General features: G+C 40.9%; 18 protein-coding genes. 16 read left to right on the top strand and 2 right to left on the bottom strand.

Features of this window, described 5'->3' with window-relative positions; all coding sequences use genetic code 11:
- Positions 1 to 18 precede the first annotated feature (18 nt).
- The gene (gene capA, locus QYG89_RS12355; RefSeq protein WP_404317754.1) at positions 19 to 2124 is read left to right on the top strand and encodes a caprolactamase subunit alpha; all 2106 of its coding nucleotides are present in this window, start codon (positions 19 to 21) and stop codon (positions 2122 to 2124) included.
- A 6-nt stretch (positions 2125 to 2130) separates the two neighbouring features.
- A complete protein-coding gene (locus tag QYG89_RS12350) occupies positions 2131 to 3714 on the top strand; it encodes a purine-cytosine permease family protein (RefSeq protein ID WP_404317752.1) in 1584 nt (527 codons plus the stop codon).
- A 152-nt stretch (positions 3715 to 3866) separates the two neighbouring features.
- Here QYG89_RS12350 and QYG89_RS12345 read toward each other — a convergent pair whose 3' ends face one another.
- Entirely contained in the window at positions 3867 to 4283 is a 417-nt protein-coding gene (locus QYG89_RS12345) for a PaaI family thioesterase (RefSeq protein WP_404317750.1), read from the bottom strand.
- A 268-nt stretch (positions 4284 to 4551) separates the two neighbouring features.
- On the opposite strand from QYG89_RS12345, the gene QYG89_RS12340 reads away from it, so the two are divergent.
- Complete coding sequence (locus QYG89_RS12340; RefSeq protein WP_404317749.1) at positions 4552 to 5619, top strand: type III polyketide synthase; 1068 nt, start codon at positions 4552 to 4554, stop codon at positions 5617 to 5619.
- Positions 5616 to 6134 carry an isoprenylcysteine carboxyl methyltransferase family protein gene (locus tag QYG89_RS12335; protein ID WP_404317747.1) on the top strand — a complete coding sequence of 173 codons (519 nt, stop codon included), beginning with the start codon at positions 5616 to 5618 and terminating at the stop codon, positions 6132 to 6134. Before QYG89_RS12340 ends, QYG89_RS12335 begins: the two co-directional genes overlap by 4 nt.
- Positions 6135 to 6189: 55 nt before the next feature.
- Here the strand turns inward: QYG89_RS12335 and QYG89_RS12330 are convergent, their stop codons facing one another.
- Positions 6190 to 6990, bottom strand: coding sequence for a Cof-type HAD-IIB family hydrolase (locus QYG89_RS12330; RefSeq protein WP_404317745.1), 801 nt, complete (start codon positions 6988 to 6990; stop codon positions 6190 to 6192).
- Positions 6991 to 7323: 333 nt separating this feature from the next.
- On the opposite strand from QYG89_RS12330, the gene yyaC reads away from it, so the two are divergent.
- The 12 genes from yyaC to QYG89_RS12270 all read left to right on the top strand — a co-directional run bounded on the left by yyaC (position 7324) and on the right by QYG89_RS12270 (position 23317).
- Positions 7324 to 7953 (top strand): spore protease YyaC, encoded by a 630-nt coding sequence (gene yyaC / locus QYG89_RS12325; protein ID WP_404317744.1) that lies wholly within the window; start codon positions 7324 to 7326, stop codon positions 7951 to 7953.
- Positions 7954 to 8114: 161 nt separating this feature from the next.
- Positions 8115 to 8798: an NAD(P)-binding domain-containing protein gene (locus QYG89_RS12320; RefSeq protein WP_404317806.1), complete on the top strand. Its 684-nt coding sequence runs from the start codon at positions 8115 to 8117 to the stop codon at positions 8796 to 8798.
- A gap of 421 nt (positions 8799 to 9219) precedes the next feature.
- On the top strand, positions 9220 to 9846 hold the full coding sequence (locus tag QYG89_RS12315; protein ID WP_404317742.1) for a DUF421 domain-containing protein: 627 nt from the start codon (positions 9220 to 9222) through the stop codon (positions 9844 to 9846).
- Positions 9847 to 10048: 202 nt separating this feature from the next.
- On the top strand, positions 10049 to 10474 hold the full coding sequence (locus QYG89_RS12310; RefSeq protein WP_404317740.1) for a cell wall hydrolase: 426 nt from the start codon (positions 10049 to 10051) through the stop codon (positions 10472 to 10474).
- 723 nt (positions 10475 to 11197) lie between these two features.
- Positions 11198 to 13105: a methyl-accepting chemotaxis protein gene (locus QYG89_RS12305; protein ID WP_449727748.1), complete on the top strand. Its 1908-nt coding sequence runs from the start codon at positions 11198 to 11200 to the stop codon at positions 13103 to 13105.
- A gap of 203 nt (positions 13106 to 13308) precedes the next feature.
- Entirely contained in the window at positions 13309 to 14763 is a 1455-nt protein-coding gene (locus QYG89_RS12300) for a YfcC family protein (protein WP_404317736.1), read from the top strand.
- Between the two features lie 24 nt (positions 14764 to 14787).
- Positions 14788 to 16302: an aminoacyl-histidine dipeptidase gene (locus tag QYG89_RS12295; protein ID WP_404317733.1), complete on the top strand. Its 1515-nt coding sequence runs from the start codon at positions 14788 to 14790 to the stop codon at positions 16300 to 16302.
- Between the two features lie 311 nt (positions 16303 to 16613).
- Complete coding sequence (locus QYG89_RS12290) at positions 16614 to 18230, top strand: PucR family transcriptional regulator (protein WP_404317731.1); 1617 nt, start codon at positions 16614 to 16616, stop codon at positions 18228 to 18230.
- Between the two features lie 135 nt (positions 18231 to 18365).
- On the top strand, positions 18366 to 19823 hold the full coding sequence (locus QYG89_RS12285) for a CoA-acylating methylmalonate-semialdehyde dehydrogenase (protein WP_404317729.1): 1458 nt from the start codon (positions 18366 to 18368) through the stop codon (positions 19821 to 19823).
- A 25-nt stretch (positions 19824 to 19848) separates the two neighbouring features.
- Positions 19849 to 21186 (top strand): aspartate aminotransferase family protein, encoded by a 1338-nt coding sequence (locus QYG89_RS12280; protein WP_404317804.1) that lies wholly within the window; start codon positions 19849 to 19851, stop codon positions 21184 to 21186.
- A 237-nt stretch (positions 21187 to 21423) separates the two neighbouring features.
- Positions 21424 to 22641: a YbfB/YjiJ family MFS transporter gene (locus QYG89_RS12275; protein WP_404317727.1), complete on the top strand. Its 1218-nt coding sequence runs from the start codon at positions 21424 to 21426 to the stop codon at positions 22639 to 22641.
- A gap of 280 nt (positions 22642 to 22921) precedes the next feature.
- Entirely contained in the window at positions 22922 to 23317 is a 396-nt protein-coding gene (locus QYG89_RS12270; RefSeq protein WP_404317725.1) for a hypothetical protein, read from the top strand.
- Positions 23318 to 23328: the final 11 nt, after the last annotated feature.

Below are 23328 nucleotides of genomic sequence, written 5' to 3'. Positions count from 1 at the left end.
ATACAAGGGGGAAATCGTATGAAACAGGAATCTTATCGTTTAGGAATTGATGCAGGAGGGACTTTTACTGATTTTATCGTTCAGTCTAGCAGTGGAGATATTAAAGTATTTAAATCACCATCAACACCCGATCAGCCTTCGTCAGCGATATTGAATGGTTTGAAACTGATCAGTACTGATCTTGGAATTAGTGTAGCCGAGTTTTTACAAAGGTGCCATCTAATTATCCATGGTACAACAGTGGCGTTAAATGCTCTTATTGAACATAAAGGGGCGAAGGTGGGACTTTTCTGCACACAAGGTCATGAGGACTCACTTGAAATTAGACTTGGGCATAAAGAGGATGGTTTCCGTTATGATTTCACGTATCCTCCAGCAAAAATGCTCGTCCCAAGAAAGTTGAGGGTTCCTGTACGTGAAAGAACGCGGAGTGATGGAAAGGTGTTAACGCCTCTTAATGAAGAAGACATTATCGCAGGTATCGAGCATTTTAAAAAAGAAGGGATAGAAGCGATTGCTGTTTCTTATGTCTGGTCTTTTCTTAATCCAGAACATGAAAAAAGAACAGCCGAATTAATTAGAGAACATTTTCCGGGGGCTTATATTAGCCTATCTACAGAAATTTTTCCGCAAATCCGCGAATACACTCGTGTCAGCACAACAGTTGTTAATGCTTATATTGGTCCTATGTTAAAGCGTTATATTCACTCTTTAGAAGCACTCTTCCAAGAGCTTGGGTATCAAAAGGAGATTCGCTATGTACAAAATAATGGAGGAGTCATTTCAGGTCGTACGTTAACACAAAAAGCGATATACGCGTTAAATTCCGGTCCAGCCGCTGGCCCGCTGGCTGGGCTATACTTTGCGGACCAGGTAAAGAGCCGTAATGTACTAACTGTGGATATGGGGGGAACGAGTCTTGATATTTCCCTTACGAGTAATGGACGGACAGAAATTATTAAAGATAGTGACTTTATGCGTTATCGTATTGGTACGCCGATGCTCCATGTTGAAACACTAGGGGCAGGGGGCGGAAGTATTGCTTCTGTTGACAGTAAAGGTCTCTTTAGTGTCGGCCCTGAAAGTGCAGGTGCATTGCCTGGTCCTGTATGTTATGGGAAGGGAGGAAGCCAGCCAACTGTGACTGATAGTTTAGTGTTGCTAGGTTATCTTGATCAGGATTCCCTGTTAGGCGGAAGAATGAAAGTAGATGTGCAAGGCGCCAATGATGCCATCAAGAAAACAATTGCTGATCGTCTAGGTCTTTCTACAGAAAAAGCTGCGCTTGGCATTTATCAGATTGTTAACAATAATATGGTTGGGTCCATTAACCGAGTATCGGTAGAAAAGGGGCACGATCCAAGGGACTTTATCTTAGTTGCTGCTGGCGGAGCTGGAGGAGCACATGCTGCACGGCTTGCTGAAGAGCTTGAAATTGACCGGGTGATTGTTCCAAAAATAGCAGGTGCTTTTTGTGCATTTGGTGCCATTCTAGCGGACGTGAAACACACTTACATGTCTTCCTTTACACATACTATTGCAGAAATTAATCCAGAGGAACTAAATAAAGCATTTTCTGAAATGGAACAACAAGGAATCCAACAATTACTAGAAGAAGGTTTTGAAAGGGAGGATATATATATTGAACGTACAATGGATATGCGCTATAGGGACCAATTACATGAATGTACTGTACAAGTAAAATATGAGGATATCACTAACGCATCATTGATAGATATAGAGAACAGATTCCACAAACGGCATGAGGAATTGTACACGTATTGTGAAAGAGACAATGCGGTTGAGGTGATCAGCCTGGAATCAACGGTTTGTGGACGAGTTCCAAAAATTACGCTTTCAGAAGGGCAGATAAGCCAACAACCAGAGCAGGGGCTGCCACATTACAGCACAAGAAATGCCTACTTTGAAGAGTATGATGGGTACCGAGAAACACCTATTTATAAAGGTTTTATGTTAGCAGATGACTCCACAGTAAGCGGTCCGGCTATCATTGAGGAAGAGACAACCACTGTAGTCGTTCCACCTAAATGGAATGTAAAAGTAATGAAACAAGGTGGATATTTGTTGGAAAAAGCAGAAGTGAAAGAACTTGTAAGGGGGTGAGAATGAATGGCTGAGAGGATAGCAGTAAAGAACAAAAAAGATGAACAAAAGGAAGACTATGCATTAAGCAAGGTTCCTTTTCATTGGAGAATGTCGTGGCCTAGTATTTCAAATGTCACTATGGGTGTTGTAACGGCAATGTTCTTTATGCAGGTTTCTGGTCAAATGGCACTCGCTTACGGAAGTATTAATGCGCTTCTCGCTGGAATTTATGCAACGGTTATTACAGGTGTATTAGCAACAATTATTGCTTATTTTTCAGCGAAGAGCGGACTCAACGCGAATTTAATGGCCAGGGGGGCGGGCTACGGTTTCGTAGGCTCAGCCCTCACCTCAGTCATTTATGCAGCTAACTTTATTATGTTTTGTGGTATTGAAGGTGCAATTATGGCAAATGCGATCCATGCTTACATTCCAGCCATTCCCGTGTGGGTGTATATGATCCTCGTAGGTGTAGGGGTTATTCCGCTGAACTGGTATGGGATGAAGCAGCTTGACAAGTTTCAAAAATATTCGCTTCCTGTTTATCTCATTCTATTAATAACTGGGATCATACTGGCATTAAATTTGGATCTTCCGTATTCTTCTAATTGGCTGGCATTTATGCCGGTTGGGGGAGAGGTTGGCGGAGTAGCCCTTTTAACTTGTGTAGGGATGATGAATGCTGTCGTTGGTTCACAGACTTTACTTACCTCCGACTATGCAAGATTTATCAAACATGATCAAATTAAAATTGGTGCTTTTGCTGTAGGTTTTCTTCCGCAGCTCGTCGCATTTTTCGTTATGGGATTGATTGGTATTTGGTTTGGAGTACGTTTCGGAGAGTCCAATCCAGGAGTTTACATGGTTACCGTGATGGGGGTTTTGGGAGCTGCGTACACTATTTTAACTCAGCTGAGAATTAACGTCACAAACTTATATAGTGGTTCTCTTGCTTTATCCAACTTTTTTGCCCGTGTATTCCACTTTGCACCTGGACGAGTTTTCTGGGTCATTATTACATCGATTGCCGCAGTGTTAACAATGATATTTGGGATTGTTGATCATTTAGGTGCTGCCCTAACTTTTCAAGGTGTATTTAACATTTCATGGGTTGCTTCGCTACTAGCAGATTTACTAATTGTAAAAAAGGTACTCAAATTGGGTCCGGCTCATATTGAACACCGCAGAGGCTTTCTACGAGATTGGAATCCAGTGGGTCCGATTGCTCTTGTTGTAGCTGCTATAGTTGGTACCTGTTTTGCCTTTGGATTAGCAGGCCCATCACTAGTGGGAGCCTCCGCGTTTGTTGCCGGAGCCATTGCTTTTACTTTGCACATACTCTTAGCTGTTCTCACAAAAGGAAAATACTATCTTGCACAGTCATCAAGCACTGATAAAGTAATTGCACCATCCAAGCCGAATGAATGGAATGAGGTATTAGCCGCATGTTCAGTTTGTCACGACGAATTCGTAGTGGATGATATGATTTATTGCAGCTTTATCACTAATAATATTTGCTCACAGTGCTGTGCTTCCCATGCGACATGTAACACGCATTGTCAGACTGAAAACGCAGTTGATAGTTTAAAGCAAAAAACGACTTCCTAGGAAAGTGTAGAAGAAAGAAAAAAGTAATTAATAGATAGTATAAAGAAGTTAGCTTCTTATGCGTTTAAAAATGCCCCCAGTAGGATGATGGGGGCATTTTGTTACCTATTACTCATCTTAATTTCCTAGTGTTTCGCATGATCGATCCTGTATCATTTTTTAGACATAATCATAATAGAAGAAGTCACGCTTGCCACTAACTTGCCATTTTGATTTAAGTCAGCTGTTACGTAAGAAACGGTGCGGCCGAACTTCTCTACTTTTGCCTCTACTTCGACTTCTCCAGTAAACGTTGGCCGATGGAAGGTGGTTTGTAAGTTAATAGATGCAAACGTCTGATCCTCTGCTAACAGCGGAGTGATCGCATAAGCCATCATAATGTCAGCAGCAGCTGCAACGAATCCTCCCATAATGACTCCATTTCCATTTAATAACGGTTCTTCAATTGTCCAAATCCCTTTCGCATACCCATCTTTTGATTCTAACACTTTTACACCGAGCGTTGTATCACATGCCGGCGGGGAACTTTTCCCACAGAGGACGTCATTTAAATTAATCGCTTGGCTCATTGTTATCTATCCTTTCTACATAAATACCGCTTTTAAAACGATTATTACATCATTCGTCAGCCTATCGGAAAACTCCTTTTTAATAATAAATAAACGGGCGTGTAAAAATAGTTATGTTTAAAGCAGGAAGGAGAATGAAAAGTCAGCTTGTCTGGATGATGAGTACCATATTGTTTGAAGAAACGTTTGTCATGAGGTGTATCATGCCTTCAAAAGGGGAAAGATACCAATATAAGTAAATCAGCTGCTAGAAGGGATGCGATATGAGGTGCCTTTTATTCGAAGTGTGGTGACTGAGAATCCGCCGTATCGTGTGGATCAGAAGGAGACGGTGAAGGTAGTAAGAAACCTATTCGGTAAGCAATATGCCGATATCGAGCGGCTATTAAGGGTATTTGGCAACGGCCAAATTGAAAGCCGCTATTTTGCTGCTCCTTTATCATGGTTTGAGAAAGAGCATGGATTAGAAGAGAAAAATCAAAAGTATATCGAGGAGGCTGTAAGACTGGGAAGCAGAGCAGTTGAAAAGTGCCTAGAGGAAGCGAAGATCGCCAAAGAGGAAGTTGACGCTTTTGTGTTTGTTTCCAGCTCAGGAATGGCGACACCGACCATTGATGTGCGTATCATGAACGCGCTTAATCTCCCATCTCATATTAAACGGATTCCCCTTTGGGGGCTTGGTTGTGCAGGTGGGGCAGCAGGCATCAATCGGGCGCATGACTATTGTCTTGCTTATCCATATGCCAAGGTGGTCGTATTGTGCGTCGAGTTGTGCAGCTTAACGTTTCAGCCTGCTGATCTGTCTAAAAGTAATTTAATCGGAACTTCTTTATTTGCGGACGGTGCCGCATGTGTTTTAATCACCGGAGAAAAAGTTGAATTTACCGGTTCGGGGTTCTTCACGAAAGGCATACAGTCCACGCTCATGCCTGACTCAGAGGATGTGATGGGCTGGGATGTGAAAGATGAGGGTCTGCATGTCGTTTTTTCTAGAGATATCCCCAGCATTGTGGAAAGCTGGCTGAAGCCGAACGTGGAGGTTTTTTTACATAAGCTAGGAAAAGAATTATCTGAAATCGATCATTTTGTCGCTCACCCGGGTGGAAAAAAAGTGTTAGAAGCGTACGAAAAATCTTTAGGTTTTTCTATGGAAAAAACGGCTCCTTCTCGAAAAGTGTTGGCCTCCCACGGGAATATGTCATCTCCAACAGTGCTATACGTATTGAAAGAAATTATTGATAATCAGCCTGCAGATCGCGAGCAGGGGTTATTGACGGCTCTCGGCCCGGGGTTCAGCTCGGAAATGGTGTGGCTTGAATGGAGACAAGCCGGATGATCATTTTTTTCTTTCTTTTGTTTTCGTTTGTCGTTGCTCAAAGGCTGCTTGAAGTCGTCTATGCTCGTTTTAATGAAAAAAGAATGAGGGAACAAGGAGCAATTGAAGCCGGGGAGGGCCATTATAAATGGATTGTCTTGCTTCATATTTTCTTTTTTCTTTCTCTTCTTGCCGAAGTTCTTTATGTAGGAACAGACACAGCTGGGGGATGGCTATGGTTTTTGGTGATTTTTGTTCTTGCACAAGTGCTGCGCATCTGGTCACTTGCTTCTCTTGGACCATTTTGGAATACGAAAATTCTTGTGCTTCCGGGAGCAGAGAGAATCAGACGAGGGCCATATCGCTGGTTTTCCCATCCTAATTATATTGTTGTAGCAACGGAAATTGCGGTGCTTCCTTTAATATTTGGCGCATGGAGAACGGCTTGTTTTTTCTCCATTGCGAATGCATTGCTTCTAATCTACGTGCGGATTCCGGCAGAAGAAAAAGCACTGCAGGAATTAAAAAGGTCATGATAAGCAAAAACCAGACCACCAAGGGCATTGTCCATGGGATCTGGTTTCTTTCTTTTTAAATGCCCGCTTTTCTTCCTTTCAATAGACCAACAAGCTCTAGGCCATGAGCAATCCCGTGATCACCTACATCTTTTGTAATGTGCTTTGCGATATTCTTTACTTGATCATAGGCATTTCCCATGGCTACTCCATTGCCCACAAATTGAAGCATTTCGATATCATTTAACCCATCACCAAATGCATACACCTGATCCTTCGTAAATCCAAGCTTTTCGATCATCTTCTCAATGCCAATAGCCTTCGAACTGCCTGTCGGTATGACATCCATAGAATATTCATGCCAGCGGACAAAGTTAAACTTCTGAAAGCGGCTGATGTAATATGCTTCTTGTTCATCGGTGCAGAACAACAGAGACTGATAGATTTCACGGTTTTTAAAATATTCCGGATCATAGCTGGGGTGTGAAAATGACAGCTTTAACGATCGGATACTATCTTCCACATACGTATGATATGGAACGTTACATTTTATATCTTCATGGCTCATATAAGCAATGGCATGTTGACTGGCGGCTGAAAACTCTGATAATAACTGCAATTCAGCCGTATCAAGAGGATTTTTATAAATGACTTCACCTTCTAACACCACATATTGTCCGTTTAAGCTTACGTAAGAATGGATGTCTAATTCCTCACGTATTTCCTTAAAGGCAAAAGGAGCCCTTCCTGTGGCAATAGCTGCGATATGCCCTTCATTCTTTAATGAGTGGATCGCTTCTTTTGCGGAAGCAGGGAGTTTTTTATCATGATCGAGCAAAGTCCCGTCAATATCAAAAAAGACAATAGTTTGTACCATGTTTACCTCCGTTGGTTACGTGATCGACTGCAATGAAAAACAGTTTTATATTGAAAACCCTAACTGTTGTACTATCCTTTTATTCTAACATAGAGATAGTAAATACCCTTACTTTATCTGCAATTTTTGGAAGACTGCAGATGAAAATGTAAAGGGAGAATCAAGTCATTTAAACAAAGAATAAAGTATAGTAAAGCGCCTCCTTCATTAGTTAAAAAGTATGGTCTCTTCATTTTCTTGTTTCATGAACACTTTTTAAGGGTTGCCGATTGAGCATAAGGGGAATATGAACTTAGGAATATATATTAAATAATTAGAAAGGATCGGGATCCAATGTGGCCTTTTCCAAAAAATCAACAGAGTGAAGCAAAGGAACAAAGAGAATATTATCTACATGCCAAAGACTATATAGATGAAAATGAAATAGATGTTTTAGCAAGTAAAATCAGATGGACTCTCCAGCATTCATTCGAGAAAGAAATCATTTTTTTGTGTATTGGTTCAGACCGTTCGACAGGAGATTCGCTTGGCCCTCTTGTAGGGACAATGTTGAAGGAGAAACAAATACCTTACCATGTATATGGTACATTGGAGGAGCCTATTCATGCGCTAAATTTGGAGAAAGTGCTAAAACAGATCCATAAACTGCATAGAGATCCATTGATTTTTGGCATTGATGCCTGCCTTGGAAATGAACAGCAAATAGGCTATGTTTTTTTTAAGGAGGAACCATTCATTCCAGGAAATGCCCTTAATAAAATGTTGCCACCGGTGGGGGATCTTCATTTGGCAGCTGTTGTGAATGACTTGAATCCATTGTCACCCATACAATCGTTAATCGATACAAGGCTGTATATAGTCATCAATCTTGCGAAAACGATAACAAACATTATCACTAGAGCGGTGGCTGATGACAAAATTATAATCAAGGATGAGTGCTCATCGGAAGGTCTTTCTTTGTAGTCGCGGCGATTTGTCCGCTGCTTTGATTTGGTGAGGCAGCATGAGTCATATTCTATAAACTAAGTGTAAAGGGCGATCTAAAAGGCAGTCATTAAAACTAGCCTTTTGGACCGCTCTGTTTTAAAGTATCCATATAAAATAAGAGAATGGCGGTGGAAACAATGAAAGTTGGTTTAGCAGGCATTGGTAAATTGGGAACAGCGATGATGAAACACTGGTCCCAAAATGGCCGGGTCATTGGCGTATATCACCCAACAAAAGCAAAAGCGAAAAGATTTATTCAGCAGTATCAATATGGATATGTACTGTCAGAAAAAGAACTTCTGCATTTAGATGTCCTCATTCTAGCTCTGCCAGCGAAAGAAATCATTCCATTTATTGATCACCTGCTAGTTGAACGTAATCCGCTTTCTAATACGTGTATCATTAACATGGCTACAACACTTTATACAAAGGACATAAAAAGCCAGTTTCCTGATTTACGGGTGTTGGGAGTAAAGTTTATGGGGCATGGAAGGGATTTGCTGGAACGGAGGAATGGTCTGTTTATTACAGAATCATCATTGCCATCTGATGTCCAGGAATTATTTCAAGAGCTTGGGAAAATCAAAGTGGATAATGAAGAACAGGTCGTACGAGTGAATAAACTAGCTACTTATTACGCAGTAAAAACAGCGCTGGAAATTGAAAAGAAATTTACAAAAGAGGCACTGGATATTGAATATGTTCAAAGAGCGTTAACATCGCTTGCTCCAGAAGTGATTCGCTCCTATAGTAAGGGCAGCCTTGGGCACTTTGGAAGGGAAATAGCAAAAGAACTGGAAACTGAACGAAGCAGCAAATAATGTTTTACAGATTAAGAGAGTATAGTGATAACAAGACATCCTCAAAGTTTATAAACTTATGACTTTTAGAATGTTTGAGGGGACACATCCCCGCCTGTAATCGCTGCTAAGGCATCTTTTTCAAATTGCAGAGGAGTATCTAATTATTGGAACTTTGATCGCGCTTTTCCTTCTTCACTCCCGTCTAAAAGGTTCGCTAACGGGAAAGAGAAGGAGGATCCTGCTGCGGAGTGAAAAGCGAAAGGGGAGTCCGTCCAATCAATTGTCAGACACCTGGTTTTTCCAGTGGATAGATTCCTGTTTGTTCTCTAGTGATGCCAGTCTAATTATCGGAAAAGAGGAAAGCAAGGTGTTTATACAAGAATAGTTCATGCCGAATGGAGGAATGATAGCTTTAAAATATAGATAAAGGAGTTTCAAAATGGATTTGGATTTAATATGGAAGGCCGCCCTTATCGTTGTCGGCGGTACACTGCTTTTGCGAATTGCCGGAAGAAAATCGATTTCACAAATGACGCTTGCGCAAACCGTTATTATGGTTGGAATTGGCTCATTGCTTATTCAGCCGGTCGTTGGTAAGAACGTATGGACTACACTACTTATCGGGGCTATGCTCGTTTTCACATTGGTTGTGATGGAATATGCACAGTTAAAATCAGATGCTATTGAGAAGTTCATTACTGGAAAGTCTAAAATAATAATCGAAAATGGAGAACTGAAAGAGGACAACTTAAGAAAGTTAAGGTTTACGGTTGATCAGCTGGAAATGAAACTAAGGCAGGAAAGTGTGTCGAAGATCAGCGATGTAAAATGGGCGACACTGGAGCCGAATGGTCAGGTTGGATATGAATTAAAGGAAGAAGCCCAGCTGGTAACAAAAAAAGAATTCCACTCTTTGCAGGAGGACATCCGCCACATCAAGCAAATGTTACATTCGTTTGTCGAAACACCAGATAATCAGAAAATGTTCTCATCAAATAATCAAGATATTTTTGCGGAAGTCGCTCATAAAGGTCATAAAGATACACCACCTAAATACTTGCAATAAAAGTCCGGACTGTTGACAAATATTTGCTTTCTTCATTGCTTGTCGGCCGTACTTATGCCTTCTCTTGTTCACTCCTCTCCTCAAAAGACAAACGTTCACTGTCTTCTTGATCCTTCTCGTTTACAAGTTATTTATAAACTCATTCACATCATTTTTTTTATTAAGAATACATATAGAAAGAGTCTACTGCGGAGGTGAGGAGATGGCAGTCGTACAGCATAGGGGTTCAGATATTGATTTGTTAGCGAGACTGCTGAGAGCGGAAGCTGAAGGAGAAGGTACTCAAGGAATGCTGCTCGTTGGCAACGTTGGAATTAACCGAATCAGGGCGAATTGTTCTGACTTTAAGGGTTTACGGACCATTCCGCAAATGGTTTATCAGGAGCATGCCTTTGAAGCTGTTCAGAAGGGGTACTTTTATCAAAGAGCACGAGAAAGTGAGAGAAGGTTGGCTCGCCGAGCGGTGAATGGAGAAAGGTTTTGGCCGGCGAAGTATTCTTTATGGTATTTCAGACCGGAGGGGGATTGTCCGCCGACATGGTACAATCAACCTTTAGTGGCACGATATAAGCTTCACTGTTTTTATCAGCCGACTGGTGAGGAATGTGAAAGTATTTATCGTACGTAGTCATTGAGGAGCTGTGCGATCAGCTCCTTTTTCACACGGTTATGTTAATGACTATTGTTGATTTTGCCTCTTTGGTAATTGGAGCCGAAGGTACGAGACTCCTGCAGCGGAAATCAACAGCGGAGTTTAATAAAGCCTTTTATATACAAAAAGCATTAAAAAATCTGTCAATTTTTTCTTACATCCATCATTAAATAAAGAAAAGAAAACATTTTTCATAAGGATGGATGGACATGGCTAAGAGGTATCGCGGAAAAACGTTAAATCGAATTCCTGCCAGAGGGAGAGGAACATGCCCGTTGTGCGGCAAAACAAGGATTAAATTGTTGTATCCTTATACAACGGAACAAAGCCAAAGAGTCAATGTCTGTAAAAACTGCCGGAATAAGTAAGGATGTAATCAGAAAGAAGCCATTGTATTTAGACCTTTGTCTGCTTTCTTCGCAGCATATTTGTCCCGAGGCAGCTAAAATCGTTTTTCCTGGTATATTTGAATCGTTCGATAAAAGAAGCACATTCTGCGGAATGGTGCTTCTTTTAAGTTTTTGTAAAGAAAGTGGTTTTAGTATGTGATTATAATTACTCATAAGCTATACTGTTTTAGGAAGTTTCAAATAGTAAATTATTCCTGTTTCGCGGAATAAGGAGGAAAAAGCATTGTTGAAGTTTCGGTCATTAAACACCAAGTTATTCATCGTTTTATTAACGGTTTCAATCGTTCCCATGATGGCTTTAAGTGCGATTTTGCTGTACAACGCGAATCAAACTTTCTCGGCGCTTACGGCACAGAGCCAGCAATCAACGAAACAATCTATCGTTCATCGTCTAGATTTAGCTGCAGCTGAATTGTTAGATGTCACAAAAATTTACGCTGGAGATGAAGAGTTAATAGGGGCGTTTAAGACAAACAACCGAGAGCTGTTAGCCGCAAAGGCTTTGCCGATTTTTGATCGGCTGCAGAAGGAACATGGCTTAAGCGTGTTTGAATTTGGAAATACGGCAGGGATTGTTTTTTTGAGAGGACATAACCCTCAGAAATATGGAGATAACAAAGGGGAAATGGCGGCTATTCAAGCGGCTTTACATAAAGAAGAGATTTCAGGGTTTGAATTCGGAAATAGCGGACTAGCTGTTCGGGCATTCGCTCCGCTGATCGTTAATAATAAAGTAATAGGAACGCTGCAAACAGGCATTGATGAGGGCTTTTTAAAACAATTAATTGAATCCTCTCAAGGAGTAGAACTAAATTTACATAATGTTTCAGGTGAAATTGTCGTTTCATCCGAAAAAGAACGTGTCGGTGAAAAGTTAAATGATCAGGCAGTCATGGATAACGTTCTTTCAGGTAAAGAAGTATCTGTGGAGCAGGGGGACTTTTTAAGAACGTACGTACCAATGTTTGACCCTACTAAAACAGAAGTGATTGGGGCAATTGGGATTTCACAAGACTTGTCTATTATTAACGAAGCCGATCACAAGATGACTTTATTAACGATCATTGTCGGCAGTATCACTTTAGTGTGTTTGATTGTTATTGCATTTTTATTCAGCCGTTCTATCTCAGAGCCTATTAAACGAGTGGCCTATTTCATGGATGATTTTGCGAAAGGAAAGTTAAATGCAGCATATGAGGGCAAAGAAAGAAACGATGAAATTGGACTGTTAACAAACTCCATTTTAAAAATGCAAGAGAGTTTTAAAGAAATGGTAAAACAGATTTCGAGTACATCAGATGTGATGACGCAACAGAGTTTCGTGCTAAAACAATCTTCTAATGAAATCACTGAAGGAAGCCGTCAGATTGCGGCTACGATGCATGAATTGTCTGAAGGGGCGGAAACACAGGCGCATTCATCGATGGAATTGGCAGGGAAAGCAGGAGAATTTTCAAGAGATATTCAGGATGCGTACAATCAAGGGGAAGACATGTCTGCGACGATAAAACAAGTATTAGCTTTAACGCACAAAGGAAAAGCGTTAATGGACACCTCCGTTCATGATATGGATATGATCCACGAGCTTGTCCAATCTTCTGTACGAAAGGTGCGGGACTTGGATGAGCAGGCAAAGCAGATTTCGGGAATGATCAAAGTCATTCAGGATATTGCTGAACAAACGAATCTTTTAGCATTGAATGCAGCGATTGAAGCGGCCCGGGCAGGAGAGCATGGAAAAGGCTTTGCTGTTGTGGCCGGTGAAGTCCGCAAGCTCTCCGAACAAGTAAAAGAATCGATTAATGGCATCACACAAACCGTTAACGGCATTCAACAAGGATCAAAAGAAGTAACGCAATCATTACGGGAGAGCTTTGAAAAGGTAGAGGCAGGAACAGGACAAATTCGAACGACCGGGACCACATTTGAAGAAATAACGGAGGCCGTTTCCATACTTGCTCAACAAATTAGCGTCATCTCTGCAAGTTTAACGCAAATGAATGGAGAAACCGTCAGCATCCATTCGGTTGTTGAACACATCGCCTCCATTTCCGAAGAATCCGCTGCGGGAATCGAAGAAACCGCGGCTGCCGCGCAACAAACAAACAGTTCAATGGAGCAAATTACAGATCATGCAGAAACATTAGCCAATCTTGCGGAAGAGTTGAATGACTTATTAAGCCGGTTTACGGTATAGAATGAACAGATCAGCTGAATTATTTTTTATTAGAGGAGAGTGAAGGCGTCTTTGACTTCACTCTCAATTTACATATTGTAAAAGAAAGCGTTTTCCCTGATTAACAATTTGCGTACTGATGCAGGAGAAACAGTATAGTATATTCATTATAATAATTGTTTAAATATTTAGAATGAATAATCAGATCGGGGAGTTGATAAACAATGGGAAAAGCTGCCGTTAAGTCAAATGAGGAGGTTATATTTAAGGAGGAAAAGGAGAAAAAGAAGAAAAAGTTTAAATTTACAGCTCCTCATAGTTATGTTTTTATGGGCATGATTATTATCTTAGCAGGAATTTTAACGTACATTATACCAGCAGGTGAATTTAATAGAGTGGAAGATCCTGCGACGAAAAAATTACTTGTCGTACCTAATTCTTATCAAATTGTTGAACAATCGCCGATTAGTCCTTTTAATATGTTTATCAGTATTCAAAAAGGAATGCTCAATGCAGCAGAGATTATTTTCTACGTTTTTTTTGCCTATGGCTTTATATTTATGCTAACAAAGACAGGAGTTTTTAACAGTGGCATTGAGGCGCTTTTACGGAAAACAAAGGGAAAAGAAAGTTTAATTATCCCTGTTTTTATGCTTATTTTCGGTCTTATGGGGGCAACTTTCGGGATGTATGAGGAAAGTTATGGATACATTCCTTTGATGATGGGAATTGCTGTTGCTCTCGGATATGATGCATTAGTTGGCGTGGCTATTGTTTATGTAGGGGTCACTACGGGGTTTGCAGCTGCCATAACGAACCCTTTCACTATTGGAATCGCTCAGGGTATTGCAAAAATCCCTATGTTTTCCGGTATGGGGTTTCGTATTGTAGCCTTTATTTCTTTTATGTCTCTGTCTATTTTTTACGTGATGCGGTATGCGAAAAAAGTAAAAGAAAATCCAGAAGCAAGCCTTGTAAAAGACTTAAACTTTCCATTTATTTCAGATGTAAAAAAGGATGTACTAACTGAAACAGTATTCACTGTACGCCATAAAATCAGCTTAATATTGTTTGTAGGTACTATTCTTACATTAATTACTGGAACAGTGAAATTCGGCTGGTATATTCCGGAATTATCAGGTGTACTGATTATTATGATGATCGTTATAGGGTTAATAAATAAGCTTACTTTTGCTCAAATCGCAGATACATTCATAGAAGCATGTAAAAACATGGTGTTTGCCGCTTTGATTATAGGTTTGGCGAATGCGATTTTAGTTATTTTTCAAGATGGGAACATTATCGATACAATTGTGCATTACATGGCAATGGCCATTGAGGACTTATCGCCTTCTGTTGCAGCAAGTGCCATGCTTCTTGGACAAACTGTGCTTAATTTTTTTATTCCTTCAGGAAGTGCCCATGCAGCAATTTCAATGCCCCTTATGACACCGTTAGCCGATCTTATTGATATGAACCGCCAAGTGGCCGTGCTGGCTTTCCAATTTGGAGATGGATTTGCAAATATGTTATGGCCTCATACTGTTGCTGTGATATGTGGGATTGCCTGCATTCCAATCGACCGTTGGTATAAGTTTTTATGGCCGCTGTTCCTTTTAGTTTTAGGCTTGGAAATGATATTCATGACAATTGCCGTAGCGATCAATTATGGACCATAATTGACTGATGAAAGGATGAGAAGGTTGTATAGTAGTTTAGAAGAATTAAAGAAACATCCTGTATTTTACTATTTTTCGGAGATATCAAACATTCCTAGAGGCTCAGGTAATGAGAAAGCGATCAGTGATTATTTGCTTTACTTTGCAAAACAACGCAATTTAGAGGTCATACAGGATGAAGCATTAAATATTATTATCAAAAAGCCAGCTGTCACTGGATATGAAGATATACCTGCTGTTATTATACAGGGACATATGGACATGGTATGTGAAAAGAATAAGGAGTCTCTCCATGACTTCGAAAAGGACCCGCTTCAGTTAAGAATTGTGGGGGATATGCTATATGCAACAGATACAACATTAGGTGCTGATAATGGAATTGCTGTCGCTTATGCTTTGGCTTTGTTAGATTCGGACGACATTCCTCATCCTGCCTTGGAAGTAGTGATAACAACGGAAGAAGAAACGAATATGCGAGGAGCTTTCGCTGTTGATCCAGCCTGCTTAGATGGTGAGATCTTCATTAATATTGATTCAGAAGAAGATAATAAATTATTAGTAAGCGGGGCAGGCGGGATAAAAGCGACACAAATTTTAACCATTACTTGGCAGGAAGCTCCTGAGAATGCCGTAGGTTATCGTATTAGTATCAGGGGATTAAAGGGAGGACATTCGGGCATGTCTATCCACAAAGGGAGAGGAAATGCCAATAAAATCATCGGAAGATTATTATACGATCTATCGAGTGCATTTCCCTATTTTATTCAAGAAATTAATGGCGGATCAGCAGTCAATGCCATTCCAAGAGAAGCCGATGTAACGATTTTGCTTCAGTCGAGTGAGATAGGACAGCTAGAAAATAAAATACAGGAATGGAATCAGGTGTTAAAAAATGAGCTGCGAGCCTCTGACCCAGACATATATGTAAAGCTTGAAAAGATTCCGCTTGATTGTACGAAAGTTTTTTCAGAACAAACCATGAATAAAGCGATCACTTTCCTAATGTTAATTCCTAATGGTATTCAGAGTATGTCCATGGAGATCGAAGGGCTGGTTGAAAGTTCGACTAATATAGGGGTTGTTACGACCATAGACAAAGAATTATTATTTGAAAGTGATATAAGAAGCTCGGTCAAAAGTTTGAAGGACAATATTAGGAATCAAATGAAGCTAATGGCAGATACACTCGACTGCCAATTTACTACCGATTGCAATTATCCAGAGTGGCCGTATCAGCCTCATTCAAACATCCGAAGATTATTTGAAAAGGTGTATAAGGATCGGCACGGTACTGATATTGAGTTGATTGCAGTACATGCTGGATTTGAATGCGGTATTTTTGTAGAAAAGCTGCCTGGGATCGATGCGATTTCGATTGGTCCTGATATATATGATGTTCACACGCCTAATGAGCATCTAAATATACCGTCTACGTTGAATAATTGGCGATATTTCCTTTCTGTACTCAAAGAAATGAATACCTTTAAATTTGAGGAACATAACGAAACGGCTATAGAAGAGGCAGAAGAAGTAAGCTGATTAAGTAAGCAGGGATTTTTGGTCCGGTTGTATATTTACAAAAATGAACGCTAGAGAGTATTTATGTGAAGTGATTCGTTTTTTCTATATGAAACAGAGTACGGAGTCATAGCTATTAAGTTTCACTTAGCAGCTGTACAAGACGATCCGTACTCTGTTTCTTTTTTATTTTTTCATCTTTTAACTGGTCATATAGCTGTCATTATGAAAGCAAAACGCTGTTCAAACTTTCTGTATAATTGAATGTCACTTCATTTAATATTAAACTAGGTAAAAATGGGATCAATATCCTTAAAGTGCGGGGTGCACACATGAAGAATGAAATCAGGTTATCGGTGCAAGAAATTTTAGAGCTTGAACACTTTCGAAAAGCAAAGGTAGTAGCAGGAAAAGAAGGGATCCATCGAAAGGTTAAATGGGTACACGTAATGGAGATTTCCGATGTTAGTGACCTTTTAAATGGAGATGAATTGATTCTATCAACTGGAGTAGGGTGGAAAAAAGGGAAAGAAACCTTGTTTTCTATTGTGCAGCAATTGATTGACTGCCAGGCAGCGGGACTATGTATAGAAATTGGGGAATATTTGAATGAAATTCCCGATGAAATCATACAGCTGGCCGACCGTTATGATTTTCCGGTGATCGTATTTTATGAGGAAGTCCGGTTTGTTGACATCACGGAAAGTGTACATACGTTAATTATTAAAAAACAGTATCAAATGATTACGGATTTAGAGGACTACTCGCGCCGGCTGAATGAAGTGCTGCTTGAGACAGATCCCAAGGAGAAAGTTCTTAATATGCTGCACGAACAAATAGGCATACCAGTTATTTATGTGCCAAAAGAAGGCCGTGCAGAGATCGTTTCAAGTCAAACAAAAAAGGAAAAGCAACAGCTCCTCCAAGGGGCCAAAGAAAACAAATTTGGAAACGGCAGCAATATCGCACGCCAGCAAATTCATGTGTGGAATCAAAGTTTTGCCGAGCTGATCATTATTTCAGAGGAAGACGGAATTACTGAATTTGAGACGCTGATTTTGGATCGGACCGTGACGGCTCTTGCCCAAGTAATCTTGCGTGAGTTGTGGACAGAAGAGAGAAGGAAGGCGAAGGAAGCAGACTGGATTCAAGGGTGGCTGACAGGAGAACATAATGAAGAACAAATAACGGCGTATCTGGCAGAATTGGAACCCGCTGTCGAGCCTAAAAGAGCGGCTGTCCTGCTCTGTAAGATGAAACAGCTGGATAAAGAAGGTTCGAATACGATGTATTTCAAAATGGTCATGCGCTCTATTTTCCAAGAACAAGGCTTTTTTCTTTTATCGGCTGTTATGAAAAGGGATGTCGTTTTCATTTTGCTTGATCAGCGGGAAGCGAATGATTGTAAACAACGGATAAAAGCAGGTATCGATCAAATGTTTAAGCCTGAATACGTAAAAAGCCATTCTTTTTTACCTATTCAAGTCAGTTTAGGAACGATTGTCGGAAGATTCGATCAAGTTGAGGCGAGTTATGAAAAGGCCAAGGTCACAGCCATTATTAGGGAAAGAGCAGACAATGAACTGACTAGTTATTTTTATGAAGATTTACATATATATAGATTAATTTACTATGCACATGAGCGAGGTATTCTCCAGGAGTTTGTGTCCGATTATTTAACACCTATACTACTATACGATCAGGAGAATAATGCAAGTCTAATGAATACATTAAAAGTTTATCTAGAGTGCAGCGGCTCAAAAAAAGAAACAGCGGAACGCCTGTATATTGTGAGGCAGACCCTGTATCATAGACTTGAAAAATTATATGAACTTTTAGGAGAAGATTTTATGAAACCGGCTAAACGGCAAGCGATTGAAGCCGCCATTTCTGCTTACAAATACCTTGAATTGTCTAATCAAACCTTTCCAATAGAAGACAGAATGTGAGAGAAGAAGCGGACATCATTCATAATGTAGAAGAAACCTTTGGAATGTTTTTACTCTCTGTCTAATGTAAGCGTTATCCACTGGAAATATAATAAAGCTATCACGATAGATTAGAAATCTTTAGGAGGTTTTACTATGGTAGTGACAAATGAGGTTCAAACGGTCAAAAACTTTATTGGAGGGAAATGGACAGAATCATCCAGCCGAAAAATAGCGGAAGTCCCTAATCCAGCGACAGGTGAAGTGATTGCTAGACTCGCAGTTTCTACCCGAGAGGACGTTGATCAAGCAGTCGCAGCTGCTAAAGAGGCGTTTCAAACGTGGAAGAAAGTGGCGGTTCCGCAGCGCGCCCGTATCTTATTTCGCTACCAGCAGCTGCTCGTAGATCATTGGGAAGAGCTGGCTGAAATTGTTACGCTTGAAAATGGAAAAAGTTATAGCGAAGCATATGGAGAAGTTCAGCGTGGGATTGAGTGCGTTGAGTTTGCTGCTGGCGCACCTACTTTAATGATGGGAAGTCAGCTGCCGGATATTTCGGCAGGCATTGAGTCCGGCATGTACCGTTATCCGATCGGTGTAGTCGGCGGTATTACGCCTTTTAACTTCCCGATGATGGTGCCATGCTGGATGTTCCCACTCGCCATTGCCTGCGGAAACACATTTGTATTAAAGCCATCAGAGCGCACTCCCCTTTTGGCGAATCGTTTAGCCCAACTGTTTAAAGAAGCGGGTCTTCCAGATGGCGTATTAAATATTGTTCACGGGGCTCATGATGTAGTTAATGGGATTTTGGAACATAAAGATGTCAAAGCCATTTCATTCGTCGGTTCGCAGCCGGTTGCGGAATACATCTATAAAACAGCTGCGGCCAATGGCAAACGAGTACAGGCGCTCGCTGGAGCAAAGAATCATTCAATTGTATTACCGGACGCAGATTTAGAAAATGCGGCAGTCAACATTACAAGCGCTGCTTTCGGATCAGCAGGAGAACGGTGTATGGCTGCTTCAGTTGTTGTAGCAGTTGGTCATATTGCTGATGAATTAGTTCAGCGTCTTAAACAAAAAGCAGATGAAATCAAAATGGGCAATGGGATGGAAAAAGGCGTGTTTCTTGGGCCGGTGATCCGTGAAGCCCATAAGGAACGGACGATTGGCTATATTGACAGTGGAGTGGAAGAAGGAGCGGTACTTATCCGTGACGGCAGAAGAGAAGGGGAGCATGAGAGAGGATATTTTATCGGCCCGACGATTTTCGACCATGTAAAGACGAATATGAAAATTTGGCAGGATGAAATCTTTGCACCTGTGCTTTCCATCGTCCGTGCTGAAAGTCTGCAAGAGGCGATAGAAATTACAAATAAATCGGAGTTTGCGAATGGAGCATGCCTCTATACAGACAGTGCGAAAGCGATTCGAGAATTCCGTGAAGAAATTGACGCAGGTATGCTCGGTATTAACTTAGGTGTACCTGCTCCGATGGCATTTTTCCCATTCTCGGGTTATAAAAACTCGTTCTATGGTGATCTTCATGCGAATGGCAAAGATGGAGTGGAATTTTATACGCGCAAAAAGATGATGACGGCTCGTTATTAAACCGGTGAGGAAAGAGAGGTGAAACATTGTGCAGGCAGCAGCAGAAGACTTACAAGCGAAGGACCAGCGTTATGTATGGCATGCAATGAGGGGCTCGGCTTCTGTTTCGGGGAATTTAGTGATTAAGAAGGCGGAAGGTGCATGGATCACGGATATAGAGGATAACAAATATTTGGACGGTTTATCGGGTCTCTGGTGTGTGAATGCTGGTTATGGCAGAAAGGAGCTGGCGAAAGCCGCTTACGAGCAATTGCTGGAGATGCCGTACTTTCCGTTAGCTCAGAGCCACGTGCCTGCTATTCAATTAGCTGAAAAATTGAATGAATGGCTCGGTGGCGATTATGTGATTTTTTTCTCCAATAGCGGCTCCGAAGCGAACGAAACAGCATTTAAAGTTGCACGCCAATACCATCAGCAAAAAGGAGAACATAGCCGATATAAGTTTATTTCCCGCTACCGCTCTTATCATGGAAATTCAATGGGGGCTTTATCAGCAACAGGACAGGCTGAGCGCAAATATAAATATGAACCGCTTGCTCCAGGATTTATTCATGTGAATCCACCTGATATTTATCGTCACCCTGATGATGAACATACACTTGAAAGTGCAGAAGAAGTCGACCGTGTCATGACATGGGAGCTAAGTCAAACTGTAGCAGCGATGATCATGGAGCCGATTATTTCAGGAGGAGGCTGCCTGATTCCTCCGCAGAACTACATGAAAAAAGTAAAAGAGATTTGCGAAAAGCATGGGGCGCTGCTCATTTGTGATGAAGTGATCTGTGGATTTGGCCGGACAGGCAAACCGTTTGGATTTATGTATTATGATGTAAAGCCGGACATTATTACAATGGCTAAAGGGATCACAAGCGCTTATCTTCCACTTTCCGCGACAGCGGTGAAACGAGAGATTTATGAAGCATACAGCGGCAGTGATCCATATGATCGTTTCCGCCATGTGAACACGTTCGGAGGAAATCCGGCTGCCTGTGCATTGGCATTGAAAAACTTAGAGATTTTCGAAAACGAGAAATTAATTGAACGTGCCGAGGTGCTGGGAAAGAGAATGTTGAAAGAGTTGGAAGAGCTAAAAGATGTATCCTTTGTGGGAGATGTTCGTGGAAAAGGCCTTCTGATCGGTATTGAATTAGTGGAAGATAAGCAGACAAAAAGGCCAGCAGATGCGGAAGTAGTGAACAAGGTCATTAGGCTTTGCAAAGATAAAGGGCTGATTATCGGCAAGAATGGTGATACAGTAGCAGGCTATAATAACGTCCTGCAGCTTGCTCCGCCATTAAGTATCACAGAAGAAGACTTTTCTTTTATTGTGACAACGATGAAAGAGTGTTTACGATCGTTATAATGAATTGTAAACAGATTGTAGAGATATTATCAGGCTGCTTTGGATATTCCAGAGTAGTCTTTTTTGACGTTGACTTTAATCAGGCTAGGAAAGGGAAGTTTACTGATAATTGCGAAAAAAACGTGTTAAACTAATAAAGTAGTTGCTCTCAAAAACATAGTGCTAAGAATCTTATGAGAGTAGATGAAAATATGTTTACTAGTGATTCACCGCTCTCACAAGTCAGGAGGCGAATTCATGGAACAAGAACAAAAAGCGTGGCCATATGCTTTTGCATGTGTCATGGTAACAATTAGTACGCTTGGCTTTGGACGGATGTCTTACGGAATTTTCATGTCTTTTATGAAGGAAAGCTTATCGATTACATATGAACAGGCAGGAATGCTCGGTACAGCGTCATCGATTGGATATTTAGGGTTGGTTCTTTTTGCTGGAATTATGGCTGCGAAATGGGGTTCCAAAAGACTGGTCATTATTGGAACGCTGCTCGTCGCTTGCGGTTTGCTCTATCTCGCCTTTGTTGGAAGCTTCATTTCGTGTCTGGCCGGGATGGTGTTGCTCGGCATCGGTACGGCTTTTACGTATACACCGATTGTCAACATTGTTGTGGGCTGGTTTCCTAAACAAAGAGGGAGGATGATCGGCTTTCTCGGTAGTGGATTAGGACTAGGAACGCTTATTTCCAGCCTGCTTATTCCATTCTTTACGGCTTGGTATCCTGTAAACGGCTGGCGGTATCTTTGGTTTTCGTATGGGGTGTTTTCTTTATTATCTGCCTTTGTTGCTCTGCTCGTTCTTCGGGACCCGCCAATCCCTTTACGTAAAACTGCGCAAAAAGAGGATTCTCTTTTTCGTGAGGTGTACTTGCACAAAAGAGTATTGCTCGTCGCTTTCATTTATGGGTTGATTGGCTTTGCCTACTTGCTTCCCCAAAGCTTCTTGTTCAGTTACATTTTAGAGGCCCGCATTGATCCGTATGGGGCTGGTCAAATCATGGCTATTAGTGGTGTGTTGTCTATTTTTAGCGGACCTTTGTGGGGAACGATTTCGGATAAGATCGGCAGGAAAAAGTCTCTGCTCATCACACTTTTCCTAGGAGCCTTATCAGTGGCTATACCTATCCTATTTCCGGTATACATAGGGTTTGTTGCTAGCCAGTTTCTTTGGGGGATTACGCTTGTTGGGATGCTTGCTCTTATACAGGCTCTCTCGACAGAACAGATTCATCCGTCTTATGCACCGATCGCTTTAGGATATGTCACGGTGTACTTTGCGTTTGGCCAGCTGCTTGGTCCGGGGATTGGCGGATGGATGATTGATCATATTGGCGGAATTCCATCTGTTCTAGTGCTATGCTGCGGGCTGCTGCTGCTGGCTTTCATATTATCCACACAACTGCATAAAGAAGCAGCGCCCGAACTAATTGTTTTGCAAAATAAGCAGGATTCGGTGTGAATAGTGTAGGTATTTCTTTTTTAGAATTTTATATTTTGTAAACACTTTATTAAAAAGTTAGGTCATATGATAGGTATTTTATTATGAATTAAAAGAAAGGAAAAATAGGTTTTTACATAATCCGGAAATGCTATGTGAAGAACGAGAGATAATACTTTGAGCGATCGTATAAATAAAATTTTTTTGAACAAATTAAAACAAGGAGTTTTTCGAAATAGAGGAAAAGAGGTTTGGAATACGTTATTTTTGGCAAAATAAGTGGATAAAGGAGGAAGAAAAGGTGGAAAAATTAACTGAAGAAGAACAAATTGTTCTTGCCTATTATATTCAGTATTATCAAGGAAATGACCCGAACGATATTGCTGAAATGCACGAGATTTTGACTAAAGGAATGCCTTCGTATCCATCATTGATGAATGAATTAGCGGAGGAAAAATTGCTCAATGGAAGTGAGGCGATCCCTTCGTCTCCTGTAGAGAACGGCCGGGAAAAGATGACAAAGCCAATGATTACTAATAAAGGTGTCATGCATATTGACAACATTTTAGATATTCAGTCATATGCAGTTGAAAAAGACAAGCTATCGTATATAAAAAGTAGTATACTAACGAACGATTTGGAGTTATCATCTGATGTTATTGAAGCGTATGTGAAAACGTCCTTGCAAATCCAATAATAGTGAATGTC

It is taken from the genome of Bacillus lumedeiriae, assembly GCF_044891285.1.
Classification (GTDB): Bacteria; Bacillota; Bacilli; order Bacillales; family Domibacillaceae; genus Pseudobacillus; species Pseudobacillus lumedeiriae.
This window is presented reverse-complemented; position numbering and strand designations above follow the sequence as displayed.

Excerpts from the sequence above, each read along its gene's own strand:
- capA (WP_404317754.1), top strand. The coding sequence starts at position 19 with ATGAAACAGGAATCTTATCGTTTAGGAATTGATGCAGGAGGGACTTTT.
- QYG89_RS12350 (WP_404317752.1), top strand. The coding sequence starts at position 2,131 with ATGGCTGAGAGGATAGCAGTAAAGAACAAAAAAGATGAACAAAAGGAA.
- QYG89_RS12345 (WP_404317750.1), bottom strand. The coding sequence starts at position 4,283 with ATGAGCCAAGCGATTAATTTAAATGACGTCCTCTGTGGGAAAAGTTCC.
- QYG89_RS12335 (WP_404317747.1), top strand. The coding sequence starts at position 5,616 with ATGATCATTTTTTTCTTTCTTTTGTTTTCGTTTGTCGTTGCTCAAAGG.
- QYG89_RS12330 (WP_404317745.1), bottom strand. The coding sequence starts at position 6,990 with ATGGTACAAACTATTGTCTTTTTTGATATTGACGGGACTTTGCTCGAT.
- yyaC (WP_404317744.1), top strand. The coding sequence starts at position 7,324 with ATGTGGCCTTTTCCAAAAAATCAACAGAGTGAAGCAAAGGAACAAAGA.
- QYG89_RS12320 (WP_404317806.1), top strand. The coding sequence starts at position 8,115 with ATGAAAGTTGGTTTAGCAGGCATTGGTAAATTGGGAACAGCGATGATG.
- QYG89_RS12315 (WP_404317742.1), top strand. The coding sequence starts at position 9,220 with ATGGATTTGGATTTAATATGGAAGGCCGCCCTTATCGTTGTCGGCGGT.
- QYG89_RS12310 (WP_404317740.1), top strand. The coding sequence starts at position 10,049 with ATGGCAGTCGTACAGCATAGGGGTTCAGATATTGATTTGTTAGCGAGA.
- QYG89_RS12305 (WP_449727748.1), top strand. The coding sequence starts at position 11,198 with ATGATGGCTTTAAGTGCGATTTTGCTGTACAACGCGAATCAAACTTTC.
- QYG89_RS12300 (WP_404317736.1), top strand. The coding sequence starts at position 13,309 with ATGGGAAAAGCTGCCGTTAAGTCAAATGAGGAGGTTATATTTAAGGAG.
- QYG89_RS12290 (WP_404317731.1), top strand. The coding sequence starts at position 16,614 with ATGAAGAATGAAATCAGGTTATCGGTGCAAGAAATTTTAGAGCTTGAA.
- QYG89_RS12285 (WP_404317729.1), top strand. The coding sequence starts at position 18,366 with ATGGTAGTGACAAATGAGGTTCAAACGGTCAAAAACTTTATTGGAGGG.
- QYG89_RS12275 (WP_404317727.1), top strand. The coding sequence starts at position 21,424 with ATGGAACAAGAACAAAAAGCGTGGCCATATGCTTTTGCATGTGTCATG.